Consider the following 16,532-nt stretch of genomic DNA (forward strand, 5'->3'; position numbering starts at 1 on the left):
AGGGAGGGGTTACAGTTGAAGGTTCAAAAAATTAGTGCAGGTACCATTGCAAGGCTTGTGCTGCTTTTACTGGCGCTTGTTAACAGTGCGCTAACCGCTGCGGGAAAAAGCCCAATTCCTATTGATGAAGAAGGCGTTCAGCAATTCATCACGCTGGCCTTTCTGGGGATTACATCACTATGGGCCTATTGGAAAAACAATGATATAACGAAAAAAGCACGAACAAAAAAAGAAGAATAAGAGAAAAAAGAGCCTTTCATGAATCAAAGGCTCTTTTTCATCGAAGCGTCAAACGCCTCTCCCCGCAATCATTCTTCCTGAAAGGCTTACGCCCGGCGTTCTCCCATGTTGTTGAGGAAAGCTTTTACTTCCTCAATGCTTAAGCCAATTGCCTTCGCTTCACTCATTAGACGTTTCCATTCTGCGATATTTGAGTCAGTCAGCTTTCTATGGGTGACATGTATCGACTTTTCTTCCTGCTCCTTTCGGTACGTTTGGAGCAGCTGATAGAGCTCTTCTTTAGGCATCCCGGCTTGGACGGCATTGACGATATGCTCCCGCCATTCGTGTTCATCACTCTCAGTGTAATGAAACATCATCGTCTCTGCATCAAACAGCTCTTGTAAATCAATCTCTAATGAAGAGGATACCTTTTTTAAGAACTGGACAGATGGATTCCTGTGGACACCACGCTCAATTTTGCTCAAATATGACTTAGAGACATGAGCATCCTCAGCCAGCTGCTGAATCGAGTATCCTTTTCTCTTTCGGTAAATGCGTATCACCTTGCCTATCATTCGATCAATGATCTCCCTTCTCCCCGGCGAATAGTTCTGCGACCTTTTCGTTCATTATAAGAAATAAATTGTTCTTTATAAAATTCAAAAACGTAAGAATCAGGAAGTAAACAAAAGAAAACGAACGATTTCGTTCTTTAAAAAGAACTATAAGACCTATTATGACATTTTTCTTTGCGGGTATTATCTTTTATAATCCAATCATTAACAAAAAGAAACCATATATAACCTTTTTATGATGAAATCGGGAGGTATCTATGAATGAGAATATAGGTTTTAAGCAGCTGTTTTCTGTCATTAAAGAGAAAATGGCCCTTCTGATCCTGATTGTCCTGATCGTAACGGGCATTTCAGCCTATTATCAGTTCTATGTCTCGACTCCTGTATATCAGGCAACCACTCAAATTCTTGTTCATAAACGCAGCAATGACGCACAAGCAGATTTAAACGATATTCAGATGAACCTTCAATATACACGTACCTTTCAAGTTTTATTAAAAAGCCCAATCGTCATTGAAAAAGTAAAAGAAACACTCCATCTCACAGAATCAGCAGAAGGACTAAAACACAAAATTGCCACAAGTACAGAAAATGAGTCTGAGGTCATTAATATTTCTGTACAAGATGAGGATCGCGCGAAGGCAGTCGCCATTGCGAATACGGCAACAGAGGTGCTGCAAGAAGAAATCAAAAAAACGATGAATATGGATCGCATTAATGTTTTGTCTGAAGCCAAGCTGTCCAACACGATTCTGATGAATTCGAGGAAATTCGTTCATATCGTTCTGGCACTAGGCGCCTCTTTATTAGGAGGAATGACACTCATTTTCTTAATGAATTTACTCGATGATACTGTAAAACGAACACATCAAATAAGAGAAGAGATCGGATTGCCGTCCCTAGGCAGTGTCTATCAGATGCAGGCAGACAGGAGGGCCAAAAAAGACAAGCAGTCCGTCATAACGGGAGGACAGAACATTGATCTTTAAGAGGAAGAAGAGAGAAAAGAGAGATTTATCCTGTATTTCTGTATTAAATCCTCACTCTGTCATTGCGGAACAATTCCGTACGATCCGAACAAACATCGAATTCACATCGATCCAAACAAGGCTGAAATCGATATTAGTGACCTCCTCCTTGCCGAAGGAAGGGAAATCATTTACGGCTGCAAACTTAGCAGCTGTTTTTGCACAGCAGAACAAGCGGGTGCTGCTCATGGACGCTGATTTGCGAAAGCCGGCCGTTCATGAATATTTTGACCTGAGTCATCACACCGGTTTGACAAATGTGCTATTAAATAATTGCAGCTTGGAAGAAGCTATTTTACCTACACCGATTGAACATTTAGAGCTGCTTCCGAGCGGAACCATTCCGCCGAATCCAGCTGAGCTGCTCTCCTCTTCTGTGATGAAGCAGCTATTTTATGAGATTGAACAGCAATATGACATGGTGATTGTTGATTCCACGCCGCTTCTGCCAGTTGCAGATGCAAAGATCTTGGCGAATCGGACGGATGGGAGCATTCTCGTTGTCTTAAGCGGCAAAACAAAGATTGCTGCTGTGAAGAAATCAAAAGAAGTATTAGAGGGAACAACAAGTAAACTGCTTGGAGCTATGCTAAATGGCAAGAAAGAGAAAAAGGGCAGGCTGTACATGTATTAAAAAGATTGATAGGTGATGTCTCCTAATCTTTAACAATGGAGGCACTCGATCCTGCTGTGGGCACAACCGGTGCCTTAGATGCTCGTCATCAGTAGTGGGATGTGAGGACGGGTTTGATGCCCATGTTACGTAAGAATAGTGATGCTTTAAAAAGGGGGAGGAGCGTTGACTTACGCCCAAAGATTATCAATCATCGTAGCACTAGATTCATATCTCATCTTAGTTGCCGTCTTTTTTGGTTTTCAATTTGTCCAAGAGGCGGCTTTAACCGTTTATACATTTGAAATGCTCGCCATTTCTTCACTCAGTCTGCTCATTGGGCACCATCTATTTGCCTGCATATTTCATGTGTACAAGCAAGTATGGGCTTATACGGGAGTAAGAGAGTTATTTTCTTTAATGAAGACCTTTGTGTGTTCTTTTTTATTTTCGATGACGATGCTGTACCTTTTCGTGCAGACATGGCCATTTCGGTTTTTATTCATCGTGTGGCTTTTTCATGTCTTATTCATCGGTGCATCTCGTATGGCTTCTAGACTATTTCATGATGGGGCAAAGCGGCTTCAGGCAGAAAAGGAGCGGGCATTAATCATTGGTGCCGGATCAGCGGGGACCATGCTCGTTCGTCAGCTACAGCAATCGAGTGATGTACATATTGAGCCAGTCGCCTTCATCGATGATGACAAGACGAAACATAGGCTTGAAATTATGGGTCTGCCTGTCATAGGAGGAAAAGAACAAATTCAAACAGCTGTTGTGATGATGGATATTCAGAAGATCATCATCGCCATTCCGTCCAAAAGCAGCCACACCTTAAAAGGGCTGTATAAGGAGTGTGTAGCGACCGGAGTCAAAACACAGATCATGCCGGAAATGGATCAGATTCTAAAGGGAACCCATGCGCTGAATCAATTACGGGATGTACAGCCAGAGGATTTACTAGGGAGAGAACCGATTCAATTAGATACGAGCCGTCTATCTGTACATTTAAAAGGAAAAACGATCATGGTCACAGGGGCAGGCGGGTCAATTGGGTCAGAAATCTGCCGTCAAATTTGTGTGTTTGCTCCTCAAGCGATTGTACTTGTGGGACATGGAGAATTTAGCATTCATTCTATTTTACTAGAGCTGAAAGAATTATATGGAGACAGCATCAGACTCTATCCACAAATTGCGGATATTCAAGATAAACAGAAAATGAGTGAAATCGTTGGTCAGTTTCAACCAGATATGATTTATCATGCCGCGGCACATAAGCATGTTCCGCTCATGGAGATCAGTCCGAAAGAAGCCGTGAAAAACAATATTATCGGGACAAAAAATGTCGCAGAAGCCGCGCATGAGCACGGCATTGAAACATTCGTCCTCATCTCATCTGACAAAGCAGTCAACCCTGCCAATGTGATGGGAGCCACTAAGCGGTTTGCTGAAATGCTGATTATGCAAATGGGGGCAAGCAGCGAAACAAAATTTGTCGCCGTTCGATTTGGAAATGTACTTGGAAGCAGGGGGAGCGTCATCCCTATTTTTAAGAAACAAATCGAGCAAGGCGGGCCGGTGACGGTTACGCACCCAGCCATGACAAGATATTTTATGACCATTCCAGAAGCATCAAGGCTTGTGATTCAGGCAGGTGCACTGGCAGAAGGAAGACAGATTTTTGTTTTAGATATGGGGGAGCCAGTGAAAATCGTAGACCTCGCAGAAAACCTCATTCACCTCTCAGGCTACACCACAGACCAGATTCCGATCACTTTCACAGGCATTCGTCCTGGGGAGAAAATGTACGAAGAACTACTCAACCAGCATGAAAAAGCACAGGAGCAAATCTTCCCGAAAATTCATATCGGCCATGCGCTGGATGGTGACCCATATGTGTTGAACCGCTTTATCCATGAATTTGACATGATGAGTGAAGAGCAAATGAGACAAGCATTATTTGCTGCCATTGAGTCGCATGATATGTTGTCCGAACAGATGAAACGAGAGGAGGATCCGCTTGCCAATGAAGAAAAAAGTCTTGTTTTGCGCAACGGTTGATTATCACTTTAAGGCCTTTCATCTTCCATATTTCCGGTGGTTTCAGGAAAAAGGATGGGAAGTGCATACAGTGGCAAATGGCCAGCTGGAGCTGCCCTATGTGAATCAAGCTCACTCGATTCCGATTCAGCGATCTCCTTTTCATGTCCGCAACCGGCTTGCGTATGTAGAACTGAAGAAGCTGTTAGCGAAAGAGCACTATGATTTCATCCATTGCCACACACCAATGGGAAGTGTCATTGGCAGGCTTGCGGCCAAAGGCGCGCGCAAAAAAGGAACGAAGGTTCTTTACACGGCACATGGCTTTCATTTTTGGCAGGGGGCGCCGCTTCAAAACTGGCTGCTCTATTATCCGATTGAGAGATTTCTTGCCCGTTATACAGACGCACTGATCACCATTAATGGAGAGGATTTTAAAAGAGCAGACCGTCTATCAAAAGAGCGGACATCTGTTTATTATGTGCCCGGTATGGGTGTGGATATGAAACGGTTCGCACCAGTCGATGAAAAAGAGAAGCAGCGTCTTCGCGCAGCCTACGGCCTTTCTGCGGAAGATTTTATCGTGCTGTGTGCTGGCGAATTAAACATGAATAAAAATCAAGGAATGCTCATCAAAGCATGTGCACAGCTGTCTAGGAAAATACCAAATATAAAGATCGTGTTTGCCGGGGAAGGGACAATGAGGCCAAACTATGAAAAGCTTACCCGCCAGCTCCAGCTTGAAAAGCATGTCAAATTTGCTGGGTTTTGCAAACAAATGGAGGAATGGATACATATGAGCAATGTGTGTGTTTCCGCCAGCTTGAGAGAAGGGCTCGGCATGAACCTGCTTGAAGCGATGTCGGCAGAAAAACCCGTGATTGCAACGGAGAATAGAGGGCATTGTGAGCTTGTCAAACATGGCGTCAATGGTTTTTTAGTTAAACCGCAAGATGTGAATGGTTTAGCTGATTACTTGCAGCAGCTCTATGACAAAAAGGATCAGCTGCTTCTCATGGGAAAAGCGGGACGATCTATCGCTCATGCATTTGCACAGGAGCAGACGGTCAGTGCAATGGAAGAAATTTATACAATTTATATGGATCAAGCAGAGAAGGTGATACAGCATGCGTAAACCAAAGGTGTCTATTATCATGGGTGTCTACAATTGCCAAGAGACAGTAGAAGAAAGTATTGAATCCATTCTTCATCAAACATATGAAAACTGGGAGCTCATTATATGTGATGACGCATCAACAGATGGCACTTATGAGAAGGTGCTGTCTTATACAAAACGACATCCTGAAAGAATTCGCCTGATCCGTAATCAAGAAAATCAAAGGCTCGCTGCCAGTCTCAATCGCTGTCTGGCTGAAGCGAGGGGAGAGTTGATTGCAAGGCAGGATGGCGATGATCTATCGGTGCCTGCTCGTTTAGAAAAACAGGTTCATTTCCTCGATACATATCCTGAATACGATGTGGTCGGTACGGCGATGACGGTTTTTGATGAAACGGGAACAAAGGGTGTGCGGGCACTTGTTTCAGAGCCTGATCGGAAGGTGATGGCAAGAGGGGCTCCTTTTTGTCATGGGACCATTATGATGAGGGATTCTGCTTACAAAGCTTTAAATGGCTATCGCTCTGTGAAAACAACAAGGCGGATGGAAGATATCGATCTTTGGATCCGCTTTTTTGCTGCTGGGAGGAAAGGCTTTAATTTACAAGAGCCGTTATATCTTGTGAGAGAGGATGAAGCAGCCTTTCAGCGGCGAAAGTTTCGATATTCGATGGATAATGCCTGGCTCGTTTTGAAAGCATGCTGGCTATTAAAGCTATCACCGCTTGACTATTTATTTGCTCTAAAGCCGGTGGTCCGTGCCTGCTTGTCACCGAAGATCATGAAGCTTTATCATCGCCGGAAGCTGGCGTCGTCTATGCTGAAGAGGAGGGCTGTTCGGGATGAGTGAGCCAAAGCGCGTGCTTCATATTGTGGGCGGGATGAACCGCGGCGGAGCTGAAACGATGATTATGAACATCTATCGTGCACTCGACAGGAATGTCCTTCAATTTGATTTCATTACCCACCGGCAGGACGTCTGTGATTATGATGAGGAAATTCGCGAGCTTGGGGGACGCGTCTTTTATGTCCCTAGTATTGGGGCGTCCTCTCCGGTTGTTTTTGTGAAAACATTGACAAAGACAATTAGGCAAACAGGACCCTATCAGGCCGTGCATGCACATACGGATTTTCAGACAGGCTTCTCCGCATTTGCTGCAAAACTAGCGGGTGTGAAGGTGCGCATTTGCCATTCGCATAATACAGCGTGGAAGCAGTCGCCAAAATGGCTGGATCATATGATGCTCAAAGGGTTTCGCCAGCTGATTTTTGCATTCTCTACACAGCTTGTTGCATGCGGCGAGGATGCCGGAGTCTTTTTATTTGGACAGAAAAAAATGCAGAACGGGCAAGTTGAGGTGCTGCCAAATGGGATTGATTTATCCCTTTTTTTTCAGCCTGATCCAGACGAAAAGACAGAGATCAAAAAGCAGCTCCGTCTTCGCGAAAAAAACATGGTCATCGGTCATATTGGGCGGTTCCATGAACAAAAAAATCATGTTTTTTTTATGGAGCTGGCACAGACTTTAAAGAAGCAAGGGGTTTCATTTCAGCTTGTTCTCGTAGGGGATGGACCACTGAAGCAAGTAGTCGAATCGTATGCGGAGAAGGCAGGCTTGATGGAGGACATTGTCTTTACAGGCGTCGTATCAGACGTTCCACAGTATATGAAAGCATTTGATGTTTTTGTGATGCCTTCCTTGTTTGAAGGTCTTCCGCTTGTATTAGTGGAAGCACAGGCATCTGGTCTGCCTTGTGTGATTTCAGATCATATTACAGAGGAAGTAGATTTAGGCTGCGGGCTTGTGAAAAGGATGTCGCTGCGAGATTCCGCGCATGAATGGATGAAGGCGGTGCTTGAAGCATATCATGCAGAATCTCCTCTTCAAGAGACCATTACCTCACAGCTTGAACAAAGAGGATTTGATGTGAAACAGAATATTACACGTGTGATGAATCTATATGGACTGTAAGGAAGGAAGGGCAGATGACGGTTTATTTGGTGAACATGATCATGGTCTATTTATGGTCGAGCTTTGCCGCATTTTACGGCAGACGTGATGATACCATTCAAAGCGGATGGCGGCCTAACAAGCTTCTTGTGTTTTTTCCGTTTTTGTTTCTTTGTATCGTGTCTGGTATTCGGTATAAAGTAGGAACCGATTTTGTCACATATGGACAGATGTATGAGTTCTCCATCAACTATGAAAAGCCTTGGCATATATTTGGAGTCGGTGTAGATAAAGCCGCAACGGATCCAGGGTTTACGTTTATTTTATGGATGCTTAATCAACTGTCTCATGATCCGCAAATCATGTATATCTCAGTCGGAGCCATTACTTATTTTTTTATTATCAAGACGCTTATTCAATATGGCCGTCCATTTGAGCTCAGTATGCTGCTTTTTCTTGGGACCTTTCATTATTATGCGTCATTTAATGGCATGCGTCAGTATATGGTGGCAGCGATTCTTTTTTATGCCATCCGGTTGGTGATCAATGGTCAGTGGAAATTGTATTTTCCGCTCGTCCTTGTATGTTCATTGTTTCATTCATCGGCTCTCATCATGATTCCTGTGTATTTTATTGTGAGGACAAAGGCTTGGTCTTGGATGATGCTGTTCTTATGCCTGATTTTCTTAGGCTTAACCGCGCTTTATGACCGTTTTGTCTCAGTGTTTGTCGTGATGCTGCAAGGAAGTTCATATGGTCATTACGAGGAATGGCTCACAACGAATACGAATGGAATGAATGTGACAAAAATCGGTGTCTTGATTTTGCCGCTTCTGCTCGCTTTCTTTTATCGAAAACGACTTCGTGAGCTGACACCTGAGAGTGATTACATTGTGAATTTTTGTTTGCTTGGTTTCTTGTTTGGCATCCTTGCAACGAAGGATGTCATTTATGCAAGATTTCATATTTATTTTGGCTTGTATCAGCTCATTTTACTGCCATATTTCACACGTATTTTTGATCAGCGGTCTAATGTGTTTATGTATGTAGGGATTGCTGTTTGCTATATTCTGTACAGCATCATGCTGATGCCGTTCGATTCTTCGGTTTTGCCGTATAGAACGATATTTACAAAGTAGATTTGAAGAAAGGTGGGGCATGCTGTAATGCCAGCTATCAGTCTATTGGTCGCAGTTTACAATACGAGTCAATATGTGGAGCAATGTCTTCAATCAATTGCAGATCAAAGCTTTTCCGATATAGAAGTCATTCTTATCAATGATGGATCGACCGACCGCAGCGGTGAATGGCTTGAAGCGTTTGCTAAGCGTGATGAGCGTTTCCGGGTGATTCATCAATCCAATCAAGGGTTAGGCGCTGTGAGAAACAGGGGCATCGAGGAAGCGAAAGGGACGTACCTCGCCTTTGTGGATTCAGATGATATTCTCGCTCCTCATTACTGTGAAGCCATGTACGAAAAAGCCGAAATGACTGGGGCAGATCTTGTTGTGAGTGAGTATTGGATTCAATTTGAACAGTCAAAGCGAACGATACCAACAACGCTGTTAGAGAAGCGGTCAGCCGAAAAAACGGATTTAATCAAAGCGTTATTACACGGAGACTTGACTGGATTCTCATGGAATAAGCTGTATCGGCGTGCCTTCATGGAAGAACATCACATTCGATTTCCGCTGCGGGGGGAGCTTGAGAACATTGAAGATCAATATGTGACGCTGCGCTGTTTTTCTTTAGCACGCAGCATCGCTTTTGTTCATGAGCCTCTTTATTATTACAGGGTTCATCTGTCATCTATTGTACAGCGGTATCAGAAGCAGTATTTTCATCATGGACTGACCTTTTATCATGCACAGCGCTCTTTTTTAAAAGAGCATGATGACCTCTCTCTGTATGAGAAAGCATTAGACTTTTTTATCGTCAATCATACGCTTCATTGTATGCTCAACGAATGGAAGAGCCAAAATGATCTCTCTATTCAGGAAAAGCTTGATCACATGCGTGAAATGGTCACACATGATGCCTTTCAGCATGCCGTCAAACAAGTGGAACCTTCGAAGCTCACAGTACGAAAGCGAATGATTTTATTTCTTGCTAAGTGCCGATTGGTTTATCCGCTTTCTGCCGCGGCATCTAGCTATCAAAAATGGATCGAATATCAGACAAGGAAATAGGGGTGATGGGATTGACAGTGCAGCAAATGAAGGCAAAAACCGCAGAGTGGCTGCTCTTAAAGGTCAAATATCCGCTTGAGTATAGACTGAGCCGCCAAAGGCTGCCAGAGCTGAGTCATCAGAAGAAAATCATTCTCACGCTGCTGCCGGGCCATGATAATTTAGGGGATCATGCGATTGCCTATGCGAGTTATTGTTTTTTAAAGAAACACTTTCCAGCCTATGACATCATAGAAGTGGACATGAAAGAGATCTATCGCCTTGCCCGTCCGCTAAAGCGCAGCCGGCATCCAGAAGACATCGTCTGTATGATCGGTGGGGGCAATATGGGGGATTTATACCGGTACGAAGAATGGACGAGACAATTTATCATCAAGACCTTCAAGTCCTATCCCATGATCCAGCTGCCTGCTACTGTGCATTTTACAGAAACAAAGAAAGGGAAAAGGGAGGAGCGCCGCGCCATACACACGTATAAGCAGCATCCAAGACTGCTCCTCATGGCAAGAGATCAAACAACCTATGAATGGATGAAGCAGCATTTTCCTGATCAAGATGTGTGGAAACAGCCTGATATGGTGCTGTCATTAGACGAATCATCAAAGGATGAAACACGTGAAGGGGTTCTGCTTTGTCTGCGTGAGGATCAAGAAGCATATCTCACAAAGGAGGAGCGCCAGCAGCTGCAGCAGTATATCCAAGAGACATATGATCAAGTCGGTTTGATCACAACGACAATTGGCAGACGGGTCGATCGAACAACTCGCTTGGAGGAGTTAACGTCTTTGTGGACGGAGTTAAAACAAACGCAGGTCGTCGTGACAGATCGTCTGCATGGCATGATCTTTTGTGCGATCACTCATACACCATGTGTTGTCCTTAGGTCGTTTGATCATAAGGTGATGGAGGGATTTGAGTGGGTGGCTCACCTTCCGTTTATGACCCTTTTAAAAGAACCAAATGAGACCGCTGTGAAAGAGGCCGTTCATCAGCTGATGAAAACAAGTGGTCAAAAGGGAGAGGAAGCTGGATGAGGGCTCTTAAACGCTGCGTGAAAGCACAATGAATCGAGCGTTTCTTTATAATGCCAGTGCGAACTTAATCACATTTGTCCTGATGATGCTCATGTCTGTTTGTTTAACACCTTATATTGTTCATACGCTTGGAGTGGAAGCATTCGGCTTAATCCATCTGACGCAAAACATGATCAACTATTTATCGGTCATTACCGCTTCGTTAAGTGCGGTTGTTGTGCGTTTTTTTTCTGTGGCGGCTCATAAAGGAGAGATGGAGAAGGCGCAGCGCTATCTCGCTTCCTATTTCGTCAGTTCGTTTTTACTATCTATTAGTCTCTTTTTGCTTTGTCTTTTCATATCTCATCAGCTGGTTGAGTGGCTTCATGTGCCCGATCATCTCGCAAAAGACACACAGACCGCCTTTATTTTAGGGGGTCTTTTATTTATGCTCAATTTCGTCATGTCTGGCATTGGGGCTGCACCGTTTTATGCGAATAAGCTCTATGTATCAAGTGTTGGACAGGCAATTCAAATGTTTCTGAGAGCACTGATGATTGTCATCCTGTTTACATGGACGACACCAGCCATTTGGCATATTCCACTTGCGGCCGTCATTGGAAGCTTAGCGGCTATGGGGATCGGTATCTATTATTTTAAAAAACTCATCCCTTGGTTTTCGTTTAAGTGGCGGCATGTCTCGTTATCGTCTAGTCTCACCCTTGTTCGATCAGGGGTCTGGCATTCATTTGAGCAAATGGGGATTTTGTTGTTTTTACAAATTGATTTATTGATGACCAACTTGCTCATTGGAGCTGAAGCGACAGGCAAATATGCGGCGATTTTACAATTTCCATTATTATTACGCACACTGGCAGGGACACTGGCCGTTGTGTTTGCACCAACAATCACGAAATTTTATTCGAATCACGACAAAGAGGGGCTCATTCAATATGCTGCAAATGCTATTAAGTGGAGCGGCTTATTTGTTGCGTTCCCAGCCGCGCTTTTAGGAGGTCTCGCTGGTCCGCTCATGCTTCTATGGCTTGGCCCTGCTTTTGAGGAGCTGAAATGGCTTCTCATGATTCATGCGGCTTATTTATGTTTGACCTTGATGTTTTTACCGCTCACATATGTGCCAACCGTGTTTAATCGTTTTAAAGTTCCTGCGGTTGTCACTCTTATATTAGGTGTGTCTAATGTGCTTTTTGCCTATGGATTGACTCATATGCTGCAGCTCGGTTTATATGGCATTGCATCAGCGGGGGCAATTGTTTTATTGATCAAAAATATCGTGTTTCTGCCATTTTATACGGCTAGCATCACGAATCAGAAACGCACCATCTTTTACAAGCATACGCTGGTTCCGCTTACAGGAGCGCTATTTATTTGGGGCGCCTGCGCAGGAATTCAAGCGGTATATAACGTGACTTCATGGTGGGAGCTGTTTTGTATTGGCGGGCTTTGTTTCATTCTCTATATGGGCTACTTGTATGTGTTTGCAGGAACGAAACGAGAGCGGATGCAGCTGATGCGTAAGGTAAAACATGCGGTCTCCCGCTAATATGAAAAGGAGATGCAATGATGAAAAGAATGATCGATGTGATGGTGGCATTGACGCTGCTCATCGCAGGCAGTCTTCTTTTTCTTCTCATCTATGGACTGATTAGATGGAAAATTGGAACGCCTGTGGTGTTTCGGCAGAAGAGGCCTGGTCTGTATGGCCGGCCTTTTATGCTATATAAATTTCGGACAATGACCGATGAACGCGACGAACATGGGGAGCTGCTGCCGGATCATCTGCGATTAACAAAAACCGGCGCCTTGATTCGAAAGCTTAGTCTTGATGAATTGCCGCAGCTTGTCAATGTACTCAAAGGAGAGCTCAGTCTCGTCGGGCCAAGACCGCTTTTGATGGAGTATTTGCCTATGTATACAGAGGAACAAGAAAGGCGTCATCTTGTGAAGCCCGGCATAACAGGATGGGCACAGGTGAACGGCCGAAACACGCTTTCCTGGGAGGAGAAATTCACCTACGACCTTTGGTATGTCGAGCATCAATCGTTTTGGCTCGATATGAAAATTCTATGGATGACCTTGCTGAAAGTCATGAAAACAGAGGGGGTGCAGCAGCCGGATCATGCCACAGCTGAAAAATTCAAAGGAACTGATATGTAAGAAGCAAACCATTGGTTTAATTGGGGCTGGAGGACATAGCAAAGTCATCCAAGATCTCATTTTTGCACATTCCGATTACTCATTATGTGCGGTATTAGATGATCAATTTGAAGAGGTGGTCACTCAAAGCGGGATTTTGTATGGACCGATCTCCATGAGTGAGCAGCTGAGAAAGACAATACCACATATGAAATGGCTGATTGCGATCGGACAAAATGAGATCAGACAGCTCATGAAGGAACGCCTCTCATTTGAAAACACAGCGTACGCCACACTCATTCATCCAGAGGCGGTCATAAGTTCGTCAGCTGTCATTGGAAGGGGGACTGTCGTGATGGCAAGGACAGTGGTTCAAGCAGATGCAGTCATCGGTGAGCATGCGATTATAAATACAGGATCTATCGTGGAGCATGACTGCATACTCGAATCGGTTGTGCACCTGTCACCAGGCGCGGTTCTGACTGGCGGTGTTTCCGTGCGGGAGGGTGCCCATATTGGGGCAGGTGCCGTGGTGACACCGGGTACAACGATTGGAAGCTGGACGGTCATTGGCGCTGGAGCGGCAGTGACAAGAGATATACGTGATCACAAGGTCGCGGTAGGAATTCCTGCAATGGAAATCAAAGATCGGAAAGAAGGTGGGAAGTCATGAAAGAAAGGAAGCGAATTTACTTATCTCCTCCGCATATGAGCGGAAAAGAGTATCTCAAAATAGAGGAAGCCTTCAAGAGCAACTGGATTGCGCCGCTTGGACCGCTTGTGAATGAATTTGAGCAGACAGTAGCGGACTATGCAGGAGTGAAGACAGGCGCGGCTTTATCCTCAGGAACAGCGGCAATTCATCTTGCTTTAAAGCTAATAGGTGTACAAAAAGAAGACATTGTCTTTTGTTCCACCCTCACGTTTGTTGCAACGGCAAATCCGATTTTATATGAACAAGCGTCGCCCGTTTTTATTGATTCTGAAAGGGAGACGTGGAATATGTGCCCGCTCGCTTTAGAGAAAGCCTTTGTTGAATCAAAACGTCTTGGGAAAAAACCTCGCGCGGTCATCGTTGTCCATCTATATGGGCAAAGTGCAAAAATGGACGAGATCATGGCTCTGTGTGAAGCATATGATGTACCCGTCATTGAGGATGCGGCTGAATCGTTAGGTGCGCTGTATAAAGGAAGGAAAAGCGGCTCAATGGGCAGGTTCGGTATCTATTCTTTTAATGGAAATAAAATCATTACAACATCAGGGGGCGGAATGCTTGTGAGTGATGATGAAGCTGCGATTGAACGATGCCGCTTTCTTGCGTCACAGGCCAGAGAACAAGCCATGCACTATGAGCATCAAGAGATGGGCTACAACTATCGCATGAGCAACCTCTTAGCAGGGGTCGGGATTGCTCAAATGGAAGTGCTGGACGAGCGTGTTGATCAAAAGCGCCGTATTTTCCAGCGTTATCAGGACGCTTTATCAGAAGCGGAGGGTCTTCATTTGATGCCAGAATATCAAGAAACGAAATCCAACCGCTGGCTGACGGCATTGACCATTGATCGTGATACAAAATTGTCTCCAGCAAATATCATTCTTGCTTTAGAAAAAGAACAAATCGAAGCAAGGCATGTATGGAAGCCGCTACACCAGCAGCCGCTCTTTCGTCATTGCCCTTTTTATACTGCGGAAAAAGGGACGCCTGTATCCGAGCTGTTATTTGAGAGGGGGCTTTGTCTCCCGTCTGGAACGAGCATGACAGATGCAGATCAGGAGCGTATCATCCATATACTTCATGACATGCTGCGAGAAAAAACATTTACCTCTTCACAGGCTGCTCATTCGTAAGCAGCCTTCCTCTCTTTCTATCAAATTCCTCAATTTGTGGAATAATTAGGAATAAGTATTGTCATTTCGTTTTAAATATGATATTGACAAGGGCTCCCTTCCTCCTTAAAATGAAAATGATTATCAGCATCAATTAGGAGGAGCAACTTATGACTATTTGGAATAATTTTCCGAAAATTAAAATAAATACTGTGTTACCCTTCCTGCTTATTCTCTTTTTATTAGTAGGATGCTCTCAAACAAACAATGGAGCGGATGGAAACAAGGATCACCCTGACATGATCACAATGGCGTGGCCAAGAGATATTGGTGAAATGAATCCACACGTATACAACCCATCACAATTGTTTGCACAATCAATGATTTATGAGCCGTTGGTGAGCTATCAAAAGAATGGAAAGCTGAAACCAGAATTAGCGAAATCATGGGATGTTTCAAAGGATGGCAAGGTGTATACGTTCCATTTAAGAGACGGAGTAACATTCTCAGATGGCTCTGAATTTAATGCGGATATTGTTAAAAAGAACTTTGATACGATTTTAAAAAATAAAGATTTACATAGCTGGTTAGGTGTCATTAAGAAAATCAAAAAGACAGAAGCCGTTGATAAAAAGACATTTAAACTCACATTAACAGCACCATATTATCCAACTGTGCAAGAATTAGCCGTTGTTCGTCCAGTTCGTTTCTTAGGTGAAGCAGGCTTCCCTAAAAACGGAGATACGTCAAAAGGAATTGAAAAGCCAGTGGGGACAGGCCCTTGGGTTTTAAAAACATATAAGAAAGATGATTATGCTATTTTCGAACGAAACGATCATTATTGGGGAGAAAAACCAAAGGTAAAAGAAATCAAGGTAAAGGTTATCCCAGATGCGGAAACGAGAGTCATGGCATTTGAAAAAGGTGATGTGGATCTACTTTACGGAGAAGGAACCATTAGCCTTGATTCCTACAAACAGCTAGAGGCAAGCGGCAAGTATGAAACGAAAATGTCAGAGCCTGTTGCAACGAGACAGCTTGTCATGAACACAAAAGTGGATCAGCTGTCAGATGAGAAAGTGCGTCATGCCCTTCAATATGCCTTCAATAAAAAATCAATGGTAGAAGGGGTCACCTCTGGTTTAGAGGATGAAGCAGATCACATCTTACCGACAAACATGCCGTATACGTCAAACATTCAGGTGAAGTCTTTCAAATATGATGTGGATAAAGCCAAAGCATTGCTGGATGAAGCGGGCTGGACACTTCCAAAAGGAAAATCCGTTCGTGAAAAAGATGGAAAAAAGCTTGAGTTCAGCATGATGTATGATTCAGCAGAATCGATTCAAAAAGCGATGGCAGAAACGCTGCAAGCAGAATGGGCAGCCGTTGGTGTCGGCGTCAAGCTTGAGGGTGTGGATTTAGCCACACAGGTTCAGCGCTTTAAAGCCAATAAGTTTGATATGAACTTCTTTAGCAACTACGGAGCGCCGTATGATCCGCATACGTTTATGAACGTTCTCTCATCAGATGGATTTGGATTCAAAGAAGCCATTTCAGCCTACCCAAATAAGGAAAAGCTGATCAAAGAAATGACGGAAATTCCATCAACAACGAATGAAAAGAAACGCAAAGCACTGTATTCGTCAGTCTTATCCTCTTTACAGGATCAAGGGGCAATTGTGCCAATCTCTTATTTTAAAAAGACAGCCGTTTATCAAAAAGCTGTGAAGGACTTTGAATTCCCTGCGAATCGTGATGAACATCCTTTCACAGGCATTAAGCTGAAGTAACAGAAG

General features: G+C 43.9%; 16 protein-coding genes. 15 read left to right on the forward strand and 1 reads right to left on the reverse strand.

Annotated elements, in window-relative coordinates; all coding sequences use genetic code 11:
• Nucleotides 1–15 precede the first annotated feature (15 nt).
• Complete coding sequence (locus C9414_RS02940) at nt 16–240, forward strand: phage holin (RefSeq protein WP_008347764.1); 225 nt, start codon at nt 16–18, stop codon at nt 238–240.
• A gap of 86 nt (nt 241–326) precedes the next feature.
• Here C9414_RS02940 and slrR read toward each other — a convergent pair whose 3' ends face one another.
• The gene (slrR, locus tag C9414_RS02945; protein ID WP_047203006.1) at nt 327–797 is read right to left on the reverse strand and encodes an HTH-type transcriptional regulator SlrR; all 471 of its coding nucleotides are present in this window, start codon (nt 795–797) and stop codon (nt 327–329) included.
• A 257-nt stretch (nt 798–1,054) separates the two neighbouring features.
• Here slrR and C9414_RS02950 point away from each other — a divergent pair, with 257 nt between their 5' ends.
• From C9414_RS02950 to nikA, 14 genes are all read left to right on the forward strand, one after another.
• Nucleotides 1,055–1,786, forward strand: a complete 732-nt coding sequence (locus C9414_RS02950; RefSeq protein WP_024423528.1) for a YveK family protein — start codon at nt 1,055–1,057, stop codon at nt 1,784–1,786.
• A complete protein-coding gene (locus C9414_RS02955; RefSeq protein ID WP_024423527.1) occupies nt 1,776–2,459 on the forward strand; it encodes a CpsD/CapB family tyrosine-protein kinase in 684 nt (227 codons plus the stop codon). Before C9414_RS02950 ends, C9414_RS02955 begins: the two co-directional genes overlap by 11 nt.
• 165 nt (nt 2,460–2,624) lie before the next feature.
• Nucleotides 2,625–4,499, forward strand: coding sequence for a polysaccharide biosynthesis protein (locus tag C9414_RS02960; RefSeq protein ID WP_047203005.1), 1,875 nt, complete (start codon nt 2,625–2,627; stop codon nt 4,497–4,499).
• Nucleotides 4,465–5,613 carry a glycosyltransferase family 4 protein gene (locus tag C9414_RS02965; protein WP_107163037.1) on the forward strand — a complete coding sequence of 383 codons (1,149 nt, stop codon included), beginning with the start codon at nt 4,465–4,467 and terminating at the stop codon, nt 5,611–5,613. The genes C9414_RS02960 and C9414_RS02965 overlap by 35 nt, the downstream gene beginning before the upstream one ends.
• Nucleotides 5,606–6,445, forward strand: a complete 840-nt coding sequence (gene epsE, locus C9414_RS02970) for a glycosyltransferase EpsE (RefSeq protein WP_107163038.1) — start codon at nt 5,606–5,608, stop codon at nt 6,443–6,445. The genes C9414_RS02965 and epsE overlap by 8 nt, the downstream gene beginning before the upstream one ends.
• On the forward strand, nt 6,438–7,568 hold the full coding sequence (locus C9414_RS02975; protein WP_107163039.1) for a glycosyltransferase family 1 protein: 1,131 nt from the start codon (nt 6,438–6,440) through the stop codon (nt 7,566–7,568). Before epsE ends, C9414_RS02975 begins: the two co-directional genes overlap by 8 nt.
• Before the next feature lie 14 nt (nt 7,569–7,582).
• Entirely contained in the window at nt 7,583–8,686 is a 1,104-nt protein-coding gene (locus tag C9414_RS02980; protein ID WP_107163040.1) for an EpsG family protein, read from the forward strand.
• A gap of 27 nt (nt 8,687–8,713) precedes the next feature.
• Complete coding sequence (locus tag C9414_RS02985) at nt 8,714–9,736, forward strand: glycosyltransferase family 2 protein (RefSeq protein ID WP_107163041.1); 1,023 nt, start codon at nt 8,714–8,716, stop codon at nt 9,734–9,736.
• 5 nt (nt 9,737–9,741) lie between these two features.
• Nucleotides 9,742–10,770, forward strand: coding sequence for a polysaccharide pyruvyl transferase family protein (locus C9414_RS02990; protein ID WP_052196536.1), 1,029 nt, complete (start codon nt 9,742–9,744; stop codon nt 10,768–10,770).
• Nucleotides 10,771–10,798: 28 nt separating this feature from the next.
• On the forward strand, nt 10,799–12,313 hold the full coding sequence (locus C9414_RS02995) for an MATE family efflux transporter (protein WP_107163042.1): 1,515 nt from the start codon (nt 10,799–10,801) through the stop codon (nt 12,311–12,313).
• 20 nt (nt 12,314–12,333) lie between these two features.
• Complete coding sequence (locus C9414_RS03000; RefSeq protein ID WP_306460554.1) at nt 12,334–12,927, forward strand: sugar transferase; 594 nt, start codon at nt 12,334–12,336, stop codon at nt 12,925–12,927.
• The gene (locus C9414_RS03005) at nt 12,890–13,579 is read left to right on the forward strand and encodes an acetyltransferase (RefSeq protein ID WP_107163043.1); all 690 of its coding nucleotides are present in this window, start codon (nt 12,890–12,892) and stop codon (nt 13,577–13,579) included. The genes C9414_RS03000 and C9414_RS03005 overlap by 38 nt, the downstream gene beginning before the upstream one ends.
• A complete protein-coding gene (locus tag C9414_RS03010; protein ID WP_047202997.1) occupies nt 13,576–14,754 on the forward strand; it encodes a DegT/DnrJ/EryC1/StrS family aminotransferase in 1,179 nt (392 codons plus the stop codon). Before C9414_RS03005 ends, C9414_RS03010 begins: the two co-directional genes overlap by 4 nt.
• Nucleotides 14,755–14,903: 149 nt before the next feature.
• The gene (gene nikA, locus C9414_RS03015; RefSeq protein ID WP_047202996.1) at nt 14,904–16,526 is read left to right on the forward strand and encodes a nickel ABC transporter substrate-binding protein; all 1,623 of its coding nucleotides are present in this window, start codon (nt 14,904–14,906) and stop codon (nt 16,524–16,526) included.
• Nucleotides 16,527–16,532: the final 6 nt, after the last annotated feature.

This window comes from Bacillus sp. Nf3 (assembly GCF_003028545.1).
Lineage (GTDB): Bacteria > Bacillota > Bacilli > Bacillales > Bacillaceae > Bacillus > Bacillus safensis.